The sequence below is a fragment of the Sphingomonas sp. BL2 genome, from assembly GCF_056680015.1.
The window spans coordinates 1,935,923-1,951,670 of the sequence record NZ_CM155261.1 but is presented as its reverse complement, the minus strand read 5'-3'; the positions used below and the strand labels follow the sequence as shown (position 1 = coordinate 1,951,670).

The 15,748-nt window shown below is 65.0% G+C and carries 15 protein-coding genes; 14 read left to right on the top strand and 1 reads right to left on the bottom strand.

The genetic code is table 11. From position 1 onward, the window contains the following. The first annotated feature begins 59 nt into the window (after positions 1-59). The gene (locus AC1ME3_RS09035) at positions 60-515 is read left to right on the top strand and encodes a PaaI family thioesterase (RefSeq protein ID WP_480955703.1); all 456 of its coding nucleotides are present in this window, start codon (positions 60-62) and stop codon (positions 513-515) included. Further along, the gene (locus AC1ME3_RS09030; protein ID WP_480955702.1) at positions 512-913 is read left to right on the top strand and encodes a PaaI family thioesterase; all 402 of its coding nucleotides are present in this window, start codon (positions 512-514) and stop codon (positions 911-913) included. Before AC1ME3_RS09035 ends, AC1ME3_RS09030 begins: the two co-directional genes overlap by 4 nt. A gap of 124 nt (positions 914-1,037) precedes the next feature. On the opposite strand, the gene AC1ME3_RS09025 is transcribed toward AC1ME3_RS09030, so the two are convergent. Then, positions 1,038-2,162: a PQQ-dependent sugar dehydrogenase gene (locus AC1ME3_RS09025; protein WP_480955701.1), complete on the bottom strand. Its 1,125-nt coding sequence runs from the start codon at positions 2,160-2,162 to the stop codon at positions 1,038-1,040. A gap of 178 nt (positions 2,163-2,340) precedes the next feature. On the opposite strand from AC1ME3_RS09025, the gene rimP reads away from it, so the two are divergent. From rimP to AC1ME3_RS08965, 12 genes are all read left to right on the top strand, one after another. Then, positions 2,341-2,937 carry a ribosome maturation protein RimP gene (rimP, locus tag AC1ME3_RS09020; RefSeq protein ID WP_056065919.1) on the top strand — a complete coding sequence of 199 codons (597 nt, stop codon included), beginning with the start codon at positions 2,341-2,343 and terminating at the stop codon, positions 2,935-2,937. Beyond that, the gene (gene nusA, locus AC1ME3_RS09015) at positions 2,937-4,727 is read left to right on the top strand and encodes a transcription termination factor NusA (RefSeq protein WP_480955700.1); all 1,791 of its coding nucleotides are present in this window, start codon (positions 2,937-2,939) and stop codon (positions 4,725-4,727) included. Before rimP ends, nusA begins: the two co-directional genes overlap by 1 nt. Then, complete coding sequence (locus AC1ME3_RS09010; RefSeq protein WP_332746153.1) at positions 4,727-4,975, top strand: tautomerase family protein; 249 nt, start codon at positions 4,727-4,729, stop codon at positions 4,973-4,975. Before nusA ends, AC1ME3_RS09010 begins: the two co-directional genes overlap by 1 nt. A gap of 196 nt (positions 4,976-5,171) precedes the next feature. Further along, positions 5,172-5,909 (top strand): DUF448 domain-containing protein, encoded by a 738-nt coding sequence (locus AC1ME3_RS09005; protein ID WP_107954755.1) that lies wholly within the window; start codon positions 5,172-5,174, stop codon positions 5,907-5,909. Then, positions 5,906-8,755, top strand: coding sequence for a translation initiation factor IF-2 (gene infB, locus AC1ME3_RS09000; RefSeq protein ID WP_480955699.1), 2,850 nt, complete (start codon positions 5,906-5,908; stop codon positions 8,753-8,755). The genes AC1ME3_RS09005 and infB overlap by 4 nt, the downstream gene beginning before the upstream one ends. A 118-nt stretch (positions 8,756-8,873) precedes the next feature. Continuing rightward, positions 8,874-9,263, top strand: a complete 390-nt coding sequence (gene rbfA / locus AC1ME3_RS08995; RefSeq protein WP_133020949.1) for a 30S ribosome-binding factor RbfA — start codon at positions 8,874-8,876, stop codon at positions 9,261-9,263. Between the two features lie 387 nt (positions 9,264-9,650). Then, on the top strand, positions 9,651-10,226 hold the full coding sequence (locus AC1ME3_RS08990; protein ID WP_056065907.1) for a thymidine kinase: 576 nt from the start codon (positions 9,651-9,653) through the stop codon (positions 10,224-10,226). 109 nt (positions 10,227-10,335) lie between these two features. Further along, complete coding sequence (truB, locus tag AC1ME3_RS08985; protein ID WP_480955698.1) at positions 10,336-11,361, top strand: tRNA pseudouridine(55) synthase TruB; 1,026 nt, start codon at positions 10,336-10,338, stop codon at positions 11,359-11,361. An 18-nt stretch (positions 11,362-11,379) separates the two neighbouring features. Beyond that, on the top strand, positions 11,380-11,649 hold the full coding sequence (gene rpsO, locus AC1ME3_RS08980; RefSeq protein ID WP_055881152.1) for a 30S ribosomal protein S15: 270 nt from the start codon (positions 11,380-11,382) through the stop codon (positions 11,647-11,649). Between the two features lie 247 nt (positions 11,650-11,896). Continuing rightward, positions 11,897-14,329, top strand: coding sequence for a polyribonucleotide nucleotidyltransferase (gene pnp, locus AC1ME3_RS08975; protein WP_480955697.1), 2,433 nt, complete (start codon positions 11,897-11,899; stop codon positions 14,327-14,329). 118 nt (positions 14,330-14,447) lie between these two features. Continuing rightward, positions 14,448-14,828 (top strand): response regulator, encoded by a 381-nt coding sequence (locus tag AC1ME3_RS08970; protein ID WP_480955696.1) that lies wholly within the window; start codon positions 14,448-14,450, stop codon positions 14,826-14,828. A 209-nt stretch (positions 14,829-15,037) separates the two neighbouring features. Next, positions 15,038-15,697, top strand: coding sequence for a hypothetical protein (locus AC1ME3_RS08965; RefSeq protein WP_480955695.1), 660 nt, complete (start codon positions 15,038-15,040; stop codon positions 15,695-15,697). Positions 15,698-15,748: the final 51 nt, after the last annotated feature.

Sequence of the window (15,748 nt, the reverse complement as noted above, 5' to 3'; positions counted from 1 at the left end):
ACGCCCCTGCCCTCCCCCGCAATGTTGCGCACGCTCACGCGGCGTGTAGAGCCTCGCACATGGCTGGTTTTGATCCACAATGGTTTGCGACGCGCGGGTTCGGCGGGCACGGCGCCGCGCTGGGGATGCGCTATCACGCGCATGGCGACGACTGGGCGGAGCTTGCGCTGCCCTATGACGAGAAGCTGATCGGCGATCCGGCGAGCGGCGTGATCGCGTCGGGGCCGATCATCACGATGATGGACATGGCGACGAGCCTGGCGATCTGGATCAAGCGCAACGCGTTCGTGCCGCATGCGACGCTGGATTTGCGGGTGGATTATCTGCGGCCGGCGACGCCGGGGAAGACGGTGATCGGGCGCGGCGAATGCTACCGGATCACGCGCTCGATCGCGTTCGTGCGGGGGCAGGCACATGACGGCGATCCGGGCGATCCGCTGGCGCATGTCGCGGGGACGTTCATGGTTGTCGGCGATGTCGCCGGCATGGGTCTCAACAGAAGGATCGAGGCATGACGATCGGCCTGCCGCCCTATGCGGAGATTCTCCGCGTGTCGGTCGAGGCCGAGGATGGGGCGCCGCCGGTATTGCTGATGCCGTTTGCCGATGACGTGCTCGGGCGGCCGGGGTTTCTGCATGGGGGTGCGATCTCGGGGTTGCTGGAGATGGCGGCGATCGCGGCTTTGCAGCATGCGCTGGAAGCTGAGGGTGCCACTGGCTCCGATGCTCGGATCAAGCCGGTCAACGTTACCGTCGATTTCATGCGGGGTGGCCGGGACAAGCCGACGCGGGCGGCTGGGGTGGTGACTCGGTTGGGGAACCGGGTGGCCAATGTCGAGGCGACGGCGTGGCAGGACGAGCGCGACAAGCCGATTGCGGCTGCGCGGATGAATTATTTGATCGTGCGCGACTAGCCGCTTTTGCTCCCCTTCCGCTTGCGGGAGGGGTTGGGGGAGGGGCGTGCCTCACAGACCGGACGCCAGTACGTACGTCGCGCCCTCCCCTAACCCCTCCCGCAAGCGGGAGGGGAATTTGGCCTTACTTTGCGGTCAGTTTTATCATGCGGCCTTGTGAGTCGCCGCCGTCTTCCAGGACCCAGATCGCGCCGTCGGGGCCTTGTTCGACTTCGCGGATCCTCGCACCCATGTCCCATTGGTCGCCCTTTGCCGCGTTGGTACCGATGAGGTGGACGCGGACCAGGGACTTCGAGGAGAGGCCGCCGATGAACGCGTCGCCTTTCCACTGCGGGAACATGCTGCCCGAATAGATCATCAGGCCGCCGGGCGAGATCACGGGGTTCCAGAACACCTTGGGCGGCTCATATCCATCGCCGGGCTTGTGATCGGGAATGTCGGTGCCGTCGTAGTTGCTGCCGTTCGAGGCGTTGGGCCAGCCATAGTTGAGGCCGGGCTTGATGAGATTGACCTCGTCGCCGCCCTTGGGGCCCATCTCCTGCTCCCAGAGATTGCCCTGCGCATCGAACGCGATGCCGAGCAGGTTGCGGTGGCCATAGCTCCAGATTTCGGGCGCGAAGCCCTTTGCCACGAGCGGGTTGCCGGGGGCGGGCTTGCCGTCGAGGGTGAGGCGCAGCACCTTGCCGAGCGTCATCTTCGGGTCCTGTGCAGGCGTGAACTTCTGGCGCTCGCCGTTGGTGAAGAACAGGTATTTGCCGTCGGGCGAGAAGGCGATGCGGCCGGAATAATGGCCGTTGCCCTCGACGAACGGTCGCGCGCTGAACAGCGCTTCGATCTCGCCGAGACGCTCGCCACCACCGCCGTTCGGACGCAGGCGGCCGCGCGCGAGGACGACGCCCTTGCCGCCCTCGCCTGCGGTCGAATAGCTGAAATAGACGCGCTGACTGGTCGCGAAGTCGGGCGCGAGGACGACGTCCATCAGCCCGCCCTGCCCGGCCGAATCGACGGTGAGCGTCGCGACCGTCTGGCGCGACTTGCCGTCGGCGGAGACCAGCAGCATCTGCCCCTTCTTCTCGGTGACGAGCATGCGCTTGTCGGGCAGGAACGTCATCGCCCAGGGCGAATCGAAATCGGCGACCACAGTTTCCTTGAAGGGCTTCCCCGCCGCAGCCGGTTGAGCCGAACAGGCGGTGGACGCGAGCAGCGTGGTTGTCAGCAACCCAGTGGCAAACAGCGTTTTGCGAATCATGATCTTCTCCCGGAAATCCCTGCGCTAACGCAGCGTACTAAACGAAGGTTGCTCCCGCTTGCGGAGCAGCGCCACCCCGCGTATAGAGGCACCACTTCTCTACATCGCCAGATGAAGAGGCTGCGGGGCTTGCTCCGCGGCGGCAATCACCTGTGCTTTGGCCCTGTTTGGAATTTCGATGGCGAATATCGCCCTGCTGACCGACCTGATCGAACCCGAGGCGACCGCGCTCGGCCTCAGCCTCGTGCGCGTGCGCATGCAGGGCGGCAAGTCCGATCCGACGTTGCAGGTGATGGCCGAGCGCCCCGACACTCGCCAGCTGGTGATCGAGGATTGCGCCGAGCTGTCGCGCCGTATCTCCGACAAGTTCGATGCGCTCGAAGCCGAGGGCAAGGACCCGGTCGGCGAGGACGCGTATCGTCTCGAAGTGTCAAGCCCCGGTATCGATCGCCCGCTGACCCGGCTTCAGGACTTCGCCGACTGGGAAGGCCAGGAGGCGCGTATCCGCCTCGTCGAGCCGTTCGAGGATCGCAAGCAGATCTCGGGCAATCTGATGGGCGTCGAGGGGACGAAGATCACCGTCGACGTCAACAAGCACAAGCTCATGACGATCGACTTTTCGCAGGTCGCCGACGCCAAGCTCGTCATGACCGACCGACTCATCGCCGCGACCGCGCCGCTTTCCACCGAAGGCGCGGACGAGGTTTTCTATCAAGATACGCCCACCGATGAGCCCGATGCTCACGAGGCCGACACCGAAGAAGGACAGCATTGATGGCCACGGCAGTCACCGCAAACCGCGCGGAACTGATCGCGATCGCGAATTCGGTCGCGTCGGAGAAGATGATCGACAAGGCGATCGTGATCGAGGCGATGGAGGACGCGATCCAGCGCGCCGCCCGCTCGCGTTACGGCGCCGAGAACGACATCCGCGCGAAGCTCGATCCGAACACCGGCGATCTGCGCTTGTGGCGTGTCGTCGAAGTGGTCGAGGCGGTCGACGATTATTTCAAGCAGGTCGACGTCAAGGGCGCGCAGAAGCTCCAGAAGGACGCCGCACTCGGCGACTTCATCGTCGATCCGCTGCCCCCGATCGAGTTCGGCCGCATCGCCGCACAGGCTGCCAAGCAGGTCATCTTCCAGAAGGTCCGCGACGCCGAGCGCGAGCGCCAGTTCGAAGAGTATAAGGACCGCGCAGGCGAGATCATCACCGGCGTCGTCAAGCGCGTCGAGTTCGGCCATGTCGTCGTCGACCTTGGCCGCGCAGAAGGCGTCATCCGCCGCGACGCGCAGATCCCGCGCGAAGTGGTGCGCGTCAACGACCGCATCCGCTCGCTGATCCTGAACGTCCGCCGCGAGAACCGTGGACCGCAGATCTTCCTCAGCCGCGCGCACCCCGACTTCATGAAGAAGCTGTTCGCGCAGGAAGTGCCCGAGATCTACGACGGCATCATCGAGATCAAGGCCGCGGCCCGCGATCCGGGTTCGCGCGCGAAGATCGGCGTCATCTCGCATGATTCGAGCATCGATCCGGTGGGCGCGTGCGTCGGCATGAAGGGCTCGCGAGTCCAGGCCGTCGTGCAGGAAATGCAGGGCGAGAAGATCGACATCATCCCCTGGTCGCCCGACATCGCGACCTTCGTCGTCAACGCGTTGCAGCCGGCTTCGGTCAGCCGCGTCGTGATCGACGAGGAAGAAGAGCGCATCGAAGTGGTCGTTCCCGACGACCAGCTTTCGTTGGCGATCGGCCGTCGTGGCCAGAACGTGCGGCTTGCGTCGCAGCTGACCGGCAAGGCGATCGACATCCTTACCGAGGCGGATGCGTCGGAGAAGCGCCAGAAGGACTTCGTCGAGCGTTCGGCGATGTTCGAGAAGGAGCTCGACGTCGACGAGACGCTCGCACAGCTGCTGGTCGCCGAAGGGTTCACGAACCTCGAGGAGGTCGCCTATGTCGAGGTCGAGGAGATCGCCGGCATCGAGGGCTTCGACGAGGACCTGGCGGGCGAGTTGCAGAACCGCGCGACCGAGGCGCTCGAGCGTCGCGACGCAGCGAGCCGCGAAGAGCGTACTGCGCTCGGCGTCGAGGACGCGCTCGCCGGCATGCCGTATCTCAACGAGGCGATGCTGGTCACGCTCGGCAAGGCGGGCATCAAGACGCTCGACGACCTCGCCGATCTCGCGACCGACGAGCTGGTCGAGAAGAAGCGCGTTGAGCCACGTCGTCGCAACGAAGACGCGCCGAAGCGTCCCGAGCCCAAGGGCGGGATTCTCGCGGAATATGGTCTGAGCGACGAGCAGGGCAACGAGATCATCATGGCCGCGCGTGCGCACTGGTTCGAGGACGAGGCGCCTGAGGCCGAGGCTGACGACGTCGAGGCGAACGAGGCTCCGGTGGAAGAGGCTTCGGCTGATGACGCCGTGGTCGAGGACGCTGCAACTGAAGAGCCGACGGCCGAAGAAGCCGTGGCTGAGGACGTTTCGGCGGACGACGCTTCGGTCGAGGACGCTTCGGTTGAAGACGCGGCGGACAAGACCGACGCGAAGAGCGAGGGCGACAAGGCCTGATGCCCTTCGTCAGCATCCGCATCTCGGGGTCCGCCACCAAGGACCAGAAGTCCGGCATCGTCGCCGACGTCACCCAGTCGCTCGTGCAGCGGCTGGGAAAGAACCCGGCTGCGGTGCAGATCGTGATCGAAGAGGTCTCGACCGAGAATTACGGCGCGGGCGGCCAGCTGCTGGTCGACCGCGACGCTCCGAAGACGGCCCCGAATACTCCGGCGCAGGAGGACGCACATGCGGAACCCTCCCGATGAGGCGCTAGGCGCTACCGACACCCTACCTTCCTCCCCTCCCGCAAGCGGGAGGGGACCGAGGGGTAGGCGCCCGGCTTCGGCCAAGGGCGACGCTTCGGCCAAATCTCACGCGTCCAAGGCCAAGGCCAAAGGCAGCAATGGGGGTGAGCGCGTGCCCACCCCTAGCCCCTCCCGCATGCGGGAGGGGGATGACGACATGCCTGTTCGCAAGTGCATCCTCTCGGGTGAGCGCGACGTTCGGCCGCACCTCGTGCGACTCGCATTGTCGCCCGATGGCCAGATCCTTCCCGACGTTCGCGCCAAGGCTCCCGGCCGCGGCGCGTGGATCGGGGTGACTCGAGTCGAGCTCGAAGCCGCGATCAAGAAGGGCAAGCTCAAGGGCGCTCTCTCCCGCGCGTTCAAGACCGGCGAGTTCACCATCGATCCCGAGCTTCCCGCCAAGATCGAATCCGCGCTCGAGCGTAACGCGCTCGACCGGCTCGGGCTCGAATCGCGCTCGGGGACGGTATTGATCGGTTCCGACCGGATCGAGCAGAACGCGCGGCAGGGCAAGCTGAAGGCGCTGTATCACGCGTCCGACGCGGCAGAGGACGGCAACCGGAAACTCGATCAGGCGTGGCGCATCGGCAACGATGTCGAGGGCTCGGGTTTGCGGGGGTTGGCACTCCCGGTATCGCGCACCATATTGGCGTTGGCGCTGGGGCGGGAAAATGTGGTACACATTGGCCTGACCGACCGCGCTGCAGCAAAGCGGGTGAGCGAAGCGCTCGACCGTTGGCTGCATTTTATCGGCCCCGAACCTTCTTCCGTGTCTTGCGAAACGGCCTCGCAGGGCGCATCGGCGTCACCACAAAATGGGGCGCCACCGATACAACAGGCGTCCGGATCGACCGGAACACGCCCGGCCGTGGACATGACTGAGGAATTTGAGTGAGCGACACGGACAACGAGAAGCCGAAACTTGGCATGCGCGCACCTTTGGGTGTGAAGCGCACGGTCGAGACCGGCCAGGTGAAGCAGAGCTTCAGCCACGGCCGATCGAATACGGTGATCGTGGAAACCAAGCGCGCGCGCGTCCTGCGCCGTCCGGGCGAGCCCGACGTGCAGGTCGCGGATGCCGCACCGGTTGCCGCGCCCGCCCCGGCGGCTGCCCCCGCAGCCCCGGCACCGCAGGCGCGCGCGCCGCAGCCTGCGCCTGCCCCCGTGCGTCAGCAGCAGAGCAATCTGTCGCCGCAGGAGCGCCAGGCCAAGCTGCTCCGCGAGGCCGAAGAGCAGCGCATGAACACGCTGGAAGAAGGGCGTCGTCGCCAGGAGGCCGAACGGGCCAAGGCGATCGAAGACGAGCGTAATCGCGTCGCCGATCGTGCGCGTGCCGAGGCTGAGGCCAAGGCGCCGAAGCCCGTCGAGGCCCCTGCGCCCGCGCCGGCACCTGTGGCCGAAGCGGCTCCCGCTCCGGTCGCAGCACCAACGCCAGCGCCTGTGCCGGCTCCGGTCGAAGCCCCCGTTGCTGCGGCGCCTGCACCGGCACCGGTTGCCACGGCGCCTGCGCCTGCGCCTGCTCCGGTAGCTGCCGCTCCTGCACCGGCTCGCAAGCCTGCGCCGGCCCCTGTCGCTCCGCCGGCACCGCCGCCCGTCATCGAACTGACCCGCGATCCGGCGTTCCCGGCACCGCGCCGGTTCTCGCCGGTGGCACGTCCAGAGCGTCCTCCGCCGCCGCCAAAGCCTGTCGCAGCACCTGCTGCCGCAGCGCCGACCACGGCTGCGAATGCCGGCACGTCCGCGGCGCGCCCCGGCGCGACCGGCGTCAACGCTCCGGCTGGTGGCGTCCGTCGCGATGCAGTGCCTGCGCGTCCGCAGCAGCGTGACCGCAAGGGTGACGATCGTCGCACGTCGGGCAAGCTCACCGTCAACCGCGCGCTCGGCGATGGTGATGGTGCACGCGCTCGCTCGCTCGCCGCGCTGAAGCGTGCGCGCGAGAAGGAGCGTCGTGGTACCGGTGGTCCGCGCGAGGCGCAGGCCAAGCAGATCCGCGACGTCGTCGTCCCAGAGGCTATCACGGTGCAGGAACTCGCCAACCGCATGGCCGAGAAGGGTGCAGACCTCGTCAAGGCGCTGTTCAAGATGGGCATGCCCGTCACGATGACGCAGACGATCGATCAGGATACCGCCGAGTTGCTCGTCACCGAGTTCGGCCACAACCTGACGCGCGTCAGCGATGTCGACCAGGATCTGGCCAACGACACGATCGACGATGCCGAGGAGACGCTGAAGCCGCGCGCTCCCGTCGTCACGATCATGGGTCACGTCGATCACGGCAAGACGTCGTTGCTCGATGCCCTGCGCGGCACCGACGTGGTGCGCGGCGAAGCGGGTGGCATCACCCAGCATATCGGCGCCTACCAGGTCACGCTGAAGGACAAGTCGAAGATCACCTTCCTCGACACGCCGGGCCATGAGGCGTTCACGCAGATGCGTGCGCGTGGTGCGGACGTCACCGACATCGTCATCCTGGTGGTGGCGGCGGATGACGGCCTGATGCCGCAGACGGTGGAGGCGATCGCCCACACCAAGGCGGCGGGCGTGCCGATGATCGTCGCGATCAACAAGATCGACAAGGAAGGCGCCAATGCCCAGAAGGTGCGCGAGCGCCTGCTGAGCGAGGAGATCGTGGTCGAGGACATGGGCGGCGACGTCCAGGACGTCGAAGTCTCCGCGACCAAGAAGATCGGTCTCGATGCGTTGATCGAGAAGATCCAGCTTCAGGCCGAACTGCTCGAACTGCGCGCCAATCCGGATCGCGCCGCCGAGGGTACGGTGATTGAGGCCAAGCTCGACAAGGGCCGTGGTCCGGTCGCGACGATCCTCGTGAACCGTGGGACCTTGAAGGTCGGCGACATCTTCGTGGTCGGTGGCGAGAGCGGCAAGGTCCGTGCGCTGGTCGACGACAAGGGCAAGCAGATCAAGGAAGCGGGTCCGGCGATGCCGGTCGAGGTCCTCGGTCTGTCGGGTGTTCCGCAGGCGGGCGATCCGTTCCAGGTCGTCGAAAACGAGGCACGCGCCCGCGAAGTCGCGGAATATCGTCGCAGCGTGAAGACCGACAAGCGGACCGCCTCGGTTCCTGCCAGCCTCGAGAGCATGTTCTCGGCGCTGAAGGAAAAGCAGGCGATCGAATATCCGCTGGTCGTGAAGGCGGATACGCAAGGCACGGTCGAGGCGATCGTCGGGGCGATCAACAAGATCTCCACCGACCTGATCAAGGCACGCGTGCTGAGCTCGGGCGTCGGCGGCATCACCGAGTCGGACGTCACGTTGGCGGCCGCATCGGGTGCACCGATCATCGGCTTCAACGTCCGCCCGAACGCCAAGGCACGCGAGATCGCCGAGCGCCAGAAGGTCGCGTTCAAATATTACGACGTGATCTACGACCTGATCGACGAGATCCGGGCGGGGATGGCAGGCGAGCTTGGGCCGGAAGCGTTCGAGACGGTCGTCGGTCGTGCCGATATCCGCGAGGTCTTCTCGGCGGGCAAGCACGGCAAGGCGGCGGGTCTGCTCGTCACCGAGGGCAATATCCGCAAGGCGCTCAAGGCACGTATCACGCGCAACGACGTCATCATCTACCAGGGCGAAATCGCATCGCTGCGTCGCTTCAAGGATGATGTTGCCGAGGTCCGTGCGGGGCTGGAGTGCGGCGTGACGTTCACGTCGAACTTCGTCGACATCAAGGCCGGCGACGTCCTCGAGACGTTCGAAGTCGAGATGCGCGAACGTACGCTTTGAGGCCGAGAGCCCTCTCCCCCGCGGGGAGAGGGTTGGGTGAGGGGCAATACCGCGCGACAGCGTTCGTGGCAGCCCCTCACCCCCACCCTCTCCCCGGAGGGGCGAGGGAGTTAGAAGAATGAAGACCGATACCCCAGAAGCAAAAGCCGTCCGCTCGCTACGAGTCGGCGAGCAAGCGCGTCATGCGCTGTCCGACATCCTCGCGCGCGGCGATGTCCACGATCCGGTGCTCGAAAAGCACCTCGTGACGATCACCGAAGTCCGCATGTCCCCCGACCTCCGCCACGCCACCGTCTTCGTGAAGCCGTTGCTCGGCAAGGACGAGGAGAAGGTACTGAAGGCGCTGCGCACCAACACCGCCTACCTCCAGCGCGAAGTCGCGAACCGGGTGCAGATGCGGTATGCGGCGAAGCTCAAGTTCCTGGCAGATGAGAGCTTCGACGAGGGCACGCACATCGACACGCTGCTGCGTGACCCGCACATCGCGCGAGATTTGGCTGAAGATTGATTTTGCCGGGCTGCGAGCACCTCGCTCGCAGTCAGTAAGGGCTTTGCGGCGATTGGAATGAAACGCCTCTTAAGTCCTGTCCCGTTCCGAACCTCTTACGCTCCTCGTGCCCTTCCCCCTCCCCGTTCGTGCTGAGTAGAGACCGAGTAGGCTCGAAGAGCCGTATCGAGGGCTCGTATCGAAGCACAGGTCCCCCGCGCCAATCCATCCTTCGATACGCCGCTTCGACAAGCTCAGCAGCTACTCAGGACGAACGGGTGGTGGGGGCGGTCCCACGGGACGGGTGATGAGCGGCGGTCGTACGGGAGCAGCTTGCTGCTTGCGGAATTCCCGGCCTAAGACTGCGACGCCTCTGGACATCCCCCCGCGTTCCCGCTCTTTGCCCCCATGGCCAAGCTGTATTTCTACTACGCGTCGATGAACGCGGGGAAGTCGACGAACCTGTTGCAGGCGGACTTCAACTACCGTGAGCGGGGGATGCGGACGATGCTGTTCACGGCGGCGATCGACGACCGGTTCGCGGCGGGGACGATCACGTCGCGGATAGGGCTGGAAGCGCCGGCGATCGCGTTCGATGCGGGGACGGATATCGGGGCCTGCGTGGTTCGGCAGCACGGCGAGGACGCGATTTCTTGCGTGCTGGTGGATGAGGCGCAGTTTTTGACGTCTGCGCAGGTGGATCAGCTTGCGCATATCTGTGATGTGGTCGGGATACCGGTGCTGGCTTACGGATTGCGGACCGATTTCCAGGGCGCGCTGTTTCCGGGGTCGGCTCGGTTGCTGGCGCTGGCGGACTCGCTGGTGGAGATCAAGTCGGTTTGCGGGTGTGGGCGGAAAGCTACGATGAACCTGCGGGTCGATGGGAACGGGCGGGCGATTGCCGAAGGGCAGCAGACCGAGATTGGCGGGAACGACCGGTATGTCGCGCTGTGTCGGCGGCATTTTTGCGAGGCTTTGGGCTGAACCTTACTCCCCTGCCCGTTCGTGCTGAGCGAAGTCGAAGCACCTTTGCCTCATGTCCTTCGACTTCGCTCAGGACGAACGGGGGGCCCATACTCTAGGACTTATACGCATGCATGGCTGGATCATTCTCGACAAGCCGCTGGGGCTTGGCTCGACACAGGGGGTGTCGGCGGTGAAGCGTGCCTTGCGCAGCGGCGGGTATGGGAAGTTCAAGGTGGGGCATGGGGGGACGCTCGATCCGCTCGCTACCGGGGTTTTGCCGATTGCCGTCGGGGAGGCGACTAAGCTGGCCGGGCGGATGCTCGATAGCGACAAGATCTATGACTTCACGGTGATGTTCGGGGTGCAGACCGACACGCTCGATGCGGAGGGTGTGAGCATTGCTACCTCCGATGTGCGGCCGACTCTGGCGGCGGTCGAGGCAGTCCTTGCCCAGTTCACGGGGCCGATTTCTCAGGTGCCGCCTGCTTACTCCGCGCTCAAGGTGGATGGGGAGCGGGCTTATGATCTGGCGCGGGCCGGGCATGAGGTGGTGCTCGCGAGCCGGGATGTGACGATTCATTCGCTATCCTCCCCGGTACGGGGAGGGGGACCAGCGCAGCTGGTGGAGGGGGGCTTCCGCAAGCGTACCGTTGGTGGCGAGCCCCCCTCCACCCCCGTCCAAGCGGACGGCGGTCCCCCTCCCCGTGCCGGGGAGGAGTTGCAGGATGCGCCCCTGCCCCACTCCCTACTTGAAGAGGTCACCCTCACCGCACATGTGTCGAAGGGCACTTACATCCGCTCCCTCGCGCGCGACATCGCCCTTGCCCTCGGCACCGTTGGCCACGTCACGATGTTGCGCCGGACCAAGGCCGGTCCATTCGACCTCACGTCCGCGATATCGCTGGACAAACTGGACGAACTCGCTAAGGCCTCCGCGCTTGAAGATGTACTTCTGCCCTTGAGGGTGGCGCTGGACGACATCCCGGCTCTCTCCCTCACCCCCGACCAGGCAGGGGCGCTCCGACAGGGGCGTATCTTGGCCGGGATCGCCGCAGACGATGGCCAATACTTCGCCGAACTGGACGCTGTCCCGGTCGCGCTGGTCGAGGTCGAGGACGGAGACGTCCGGGTCGTTCGCGGTTTCAATCTGTGATGTCGAGGACATGAATTCATGACGATTACCGCTGAACGCAAGACCGAGCTCGTCAAGGAGCATTCGCGCGCCGAGGGTGACACCGGTTCGCCGGAAGTCCAGGTCGCGATCCTGACCGAGCGCATCAAGAACCTGACCGAGCATTTCAAGGGCCACAAGAAGGACAACCACTCGCGTCGTGGTCTTCTCATGATGGTCAACAAGCGCCGGACGCTGCTGGATTATCTCCGTCACAAGGACGGCCAGCGCTATCTGGATCTGATCGCGAAGCTCGGTCTCCGCAAGTAACCAAGTAACCAGAGGGGCGGCCGAAAGGTCGCCCCTTTTGGCATCATGGCAAAAAGAATTTAAACTGGCGGCGCGCGCGACAAGCAGCGTACCCCAATTGGGCCCCGGCCTTCGCCGGGGTGGAATTTAGGGAGGGGCAATTCGGCCGATCCCTTTAGGAGCGACAACTCGCTCCACACCGCCGCGGGCCGGCTAAGCCCGCACATAGGCCCCGTTCGCATCTGGCGACCGGAGTGAAGGAAAAAGAATGTTCGATACCAAGACCGTAAGCGCCCAGTGGGGCGGCAAGACGCTGACGCTCGAGACCGGCCGCGTTGCGCGCCAGGCTAATGGCGCAGTGCTCGCCACCCTCGGCGAGACCGTCGTTCTGTGCGCCGTGACGGCTGCACGGACCGTCAAGGAAGGGCAGGATTTCTTCCCGCTCACCGTCCATTACCAGGAGAAGTTCTCCGCAAGCGGCCGCATCCCCGGCGGTTTCTTCAAGCGTGAGCGCGGCGCGACCGAAAAGGAGACGCTGACCAGCCGTCTCATCGATCGCCCGATCCGTCCCCTCTTCCCAGAGGGTTTCTACAACGAGATCAACGTGATCTGCCAGGTTCTGTCGTATGACGGCGAGAACGAGCCGGACGTCCTCGCGATGGTCGCGGCATCGGCGGCCCTGACGATCTCGGGCGTGCCGTTCATGGGCCCGATCGGCGCAGCGCGCGTCGGTTACGTCGATGGCGCGTACATCCTCAACCCTACCCTCGAGGAAGCCAAGGCTGGCGATCTCGACCTCGTCGTCGCCGCCACCGGCCAGGCCGTGATGATGGTCGAATCGGAAGCCAAGGAGCTTTCGGAAGAGATCATGCTCGGCGCCGTGCAGTTCGCCCACAAGGCCTGCCGCGAAGCCGCCAACCTGATCATCGATCTCGCCGAGATGGCCGCCAAGGATCCTTGGGAAATGGCCGAGCAGGCTGACCTGTCGACCGCCAAGGACAAGCTGAAGAAGCTGATCGGCAAGGACATCGCGGCCGCCTACAAGGTGACCGACAAGTCCAAGCGTTCGGACCTGCTGAATGCCGCTCGTGCGAAGGGCAAGACCGCATTTGCGGACGCGTCCCCGCAGGACCAGATGGCTGCCGGCAAGCTGATGAAGAAGCTGGAGGCGGAGATCGTCCGCGGCGCCATCCTCAAGGACGGCACCCGCATCGACGGCCGCACCACCACGCAGATCCGTCCGATCGAGGCGATGGTCCACTTCCTCCCGCGTACGCATGGCTCGGCCCTGTTCACGCGCGGCGAGACGCAGTCGATCTGCACCACCACGCTCGGTACGCGTGATGCGGAGCAGATGATCGACGGCCTGAACGGTCTGTCGTACGAAAACTTCATGCTGCACTACAACTTCCCTCCCTATTCGGTCGGTGAAGTCGGTCGCTTCGGTGCACCGGGTCGTCGCGAAGTCGGTCACGGCAAGCTCGCATGGCGCGCGCTGCACCCGGTGCTGCCGACCAAGGAAGAGTTCCCGTACACGATCCGCGTTCTGTCGGACATCACGGAGAGCAACGGTTCGTCGTCGATGGCGACGGTCTGCGGCGGTTCGCTGAGCATGATGGATGCAGGCGTTCCGCTGAAGCGTCCAGTGTCGGGCATCGCGATGGGCCTGATCCTCGAGGGCAAGAACTTCGCCGTTCTGTCGGACATCCTCGGCGACGAGGATCACCTCGGCGACATGGACTTCAAGGTGGCTGGCACGTCCGAGGGCATCACCACGATGCAGATGGACATCAAGATCGCCGGCATCACCGAGGAGATCATGGGCAAGGCACTGGCGCAGGCCAAGGAAGGCCGCGCGCACATCCTGGGCGAGATGGCCAAGGCACTCGACCACACTCGTGAGGAACTCAGCGCCCACGCACCGCGCATCGAGAGCTTCCAGATCGACAAGTCGAAGATCCGTGAAGTCATCGGCACCGGCGGCAAGGTAATCCGCGAGATCGTCGCGCAGACCGGCGCCAAGGTCGACATCGACGACGAGGGCGTGATCAAGGTGTCGTCGTCCGACCCCGCGCAGATCGAAGCCGCGATCAAGTGGATCAAGGGCCTCGTCGAGGAAGCCGAAGTCGGCAAGGTCTATGACGGCAAGGTCGTCAACCTGGTCGATTTCGGGGCGTTCGTGAACTTCATGGGTGGCAAGGACGGTCTCGTCCACGTGTCCGAAATCAAGAACGAGCGCGTCGAGAAGGTGTCTGACGCCCTGACCGAAGGCCAGGAGGTCAAGGTCAAGGTTCTCGAGATCGACCCGCGCGGCAAGGTGCGCCTGTCGATGCGCGTCGTCGACCAGACGACCGGCGAAGAGCTGGAGGACACGCGTCCTGCACGTGAGCCCCGTGAGGGTGGCGATCGTGGTCCGCGCGGTCCGCGTCGTGATGGCGATGGCGGTCGTGATGCTGGCGGCAACGGCGGTGGCCGTGATGGCGGCGGTCGTGGTCCGCGCGGCGAAGGCGGCGGCGGTGATCGCGGCTCGCGTGGCCCGCGTCGTGACGGCGATGGCGGCCGTGACGCCGGCGGCAACGGCGGTGGCCGTGGTCCGCGTCGCGATGGCGGCGGCAACGGCGGCGGCGAGCGTGCTGCACGCACCGACGGCGACAAGGCCCCCGAGTTCGCGCCGGCGTTCCTGACCGGCGATCGCGACTAAGCCATTACGGCCTAACGGCAGTGATGGAGGGGCTCGGGAAACCGGGCCCCTTTCTCATGTCAGGCTCGCTTTGCCCCGTTATGCCTTGAGAACATGACTTATATTGGAACGGAGCGGCATGCCGGATGTTCGAACCGGTATGAATGCCATTGCGAAGTCCGTTATTCTCGTCGTCGATGACGATGCCCTCGTCCGGGTCCATTCCAACCTCGCGCTGGAGGATGCCGGCTACGAAGTCGTTGAAGCCAGCAACGCGGCCGACGCCTTGGCGAAGCTCGAAGAGCGGCCCGATATCGCCGCGCTGTTCACCGACGTCCGCATGCCCGGAGACCTGAACGGCATCGACCTCGCCAATGCCGTTCACGCGCAGCGTCCCGACATCGCGATCTTGGTCACGTCGGGTGCCGACAACGGTACCACTGACGCATTGCCCAAGGCCGCGCGGTTCGTGCAGAAGCCCTATACCGGCGCACAACTCAGCAAGCTCCTGCAACCCTGAGGAGTTAACGGACTGGAAGAGTATTCAGGATCTTACATCTACTAGTCTAGGCAGTCCTCATTCGTCATGAGTATTGCCCGTTATCAGTATTAGGGCCATCGTCCATCGCTTGAGCATCGACTCGCGGGGGCGGTCCAATGGCATCGTTAAATAGTGTATGGCCTGCGCAACGGAATGTCGTCGCGAGCGAGCGTCGCTTCTTCCTCGGCATGGCGATAGCGATCGCCTTCACGGTGATCTTTGGCTTCACGTTGAATGCCGCACGGATGAGTTGGACGTTTCTCGAACTGCCGGGCCAAGTTCATTTGCATGCCGCCGCCTTCCTGGCGTGGATCATCCTCTACGTCGTGCAGAACTGGCTGGTCGTCCGGGGATCGATTACTAGGCATCGACAACTCGGCGTACTCGGCGCCGTTATCGCAGCGGCGATGGTCGTGCTGGGCATCGTCACCACCGTCGCAGCGATCCAGCAGCACCGCGTCCCGCCGTTCTTTCCGCCTGGGATCTTCCTCGTGCTAGATGTGCTGGGGGTGATCGGGTTTGGCATTCTGACCGCCTGGGCGATCGCACTGCGGAAACAGGCGGCGTGGCACAAGCGGTTGATGTTGTGTGGCACGATCCTGGTCATGTCGCCGGCGCTCGGGCGGATCCTGCCAATGCCGCTGCTGGGCCAGTTCGCGCCGCTCGCGGTGTTCGCGTCGATGGCGGTGTTCGTCATCGCGGGGATGATCGTCGACCTGCGCCTGCGCGGGAAGATACATCCGGCCTATTATTGGGGTGGCGGCGTGCTGGTCGTGACCAACGTGCTGGTCGGTCCGCTCGGCGTCAGCCCGCCGGTACTGCGACTGGTCGAGCGCCTTGCCGCGTGATTGGAGCCGCGGGATCGGAGCCAAATGTCAGGTTAGTGGGGAGCTTCTGTT

Excerpts from the sequence above, each read along its gene's own strand:
- nusA (WP_480955700.1), top strand. The coding sequence starts at position 2,937 with ATGGCCACGGCAGTCACCGCAAACCGCGCGGAACTGATCGCGATCGCG.
- truB (WP_480955698.1), top strand. The coding sequence starts at position 10,336 with ATGCATGGCTGGATCATTCTCGACAAGCCGCTGGGGCTTGGCTCGACA.
- AC1ME3_RS08970 (WP_480955696.1), top strand. The coding sequence starts at position 14,448 with ATGCCGGATGTTCGAACCGGTATGAATGCCATTGCGAAGTCCGTTATT.
- AC1ME3_RS09010 (WP_332746153.1), top strand. The coding sequence starts at position 4,727 with ATGCCCTTCGTCAGCATCCGCATCTCGGGGTCCGCCACCAAGGACCAG.
- AC1ME3_RS09035 (WP_480955703.1), top strand. The coding sequence starts at position 60 with ATGGCTGGTTTTGATCCACAATGGTTTGCGACGCGCGGGTTCGGCGGG.
- AC1ME3_RS08965 (WP_480955695.1), top strand. The coding sequence starts at position 15,038 with ATGGCGATAGCGATCGCCTTCACGGTGATCTTTGGCTTCACGTTGAAT.
- AC1ME3_RS09005 (WP_107954755.1), top strand. The coding sequence starts at position 5,172 with ATGCCTGTTCGCAAGTGCATCCTCTCGGGTGAGCGCGACGTTCGGCCG.
- AC1ME3_RS09025 (WP_480955701.1), bottom strand. The coding sequence starts at position 2,162 with ATGATTCGCAAAACGCTGTTTGCCACTGGGTTGCTGACAACCACGCTG.
- rimP (WP_056065919.1), top strand. The coding sequence starts at position 2,341 with ATGGCGAATATCGCCCTGCTGACCGACCTGATCGAACCCGAGGCGACC.
- rpsO (WP_055881152.1), top strand. The coding sequence starts at position 11,380 with ATGACGATTACCGCTGAACGCAAGACCGAGCTCGTCAAGGAGCATTCG.
- AC1ME3_RS08990 (WP_056065907.1), top strand. The coding sequence starts at position 9,651 with ATGGCCAAGCTGTATTTCTACTACGCGTCGATGAACGCGGGGAAGTCG.
- AC1ME3_RS09030 (WP_480955702.1), top strand. The coding sequence starts at position 512 with ATGACGATCGGCCTGCCGCCCTATGCGGAGATTCTCCGCGTGTCGGTC.
- rbfA (WP_133020949.1), top strand. The coding sequence starts at position 8,874 with ATGAAGACCGATACCCCAGAAGCAAAAGCCGTCCGCTCGCTACGAGTC.
- pnp (WP_480955697.1), top strand. The coding sequence starts at position 11,897 with ATGTTCGATACCAAGACCGTAAGCGCCCAGTGGGGCGGCAAGACGCTG.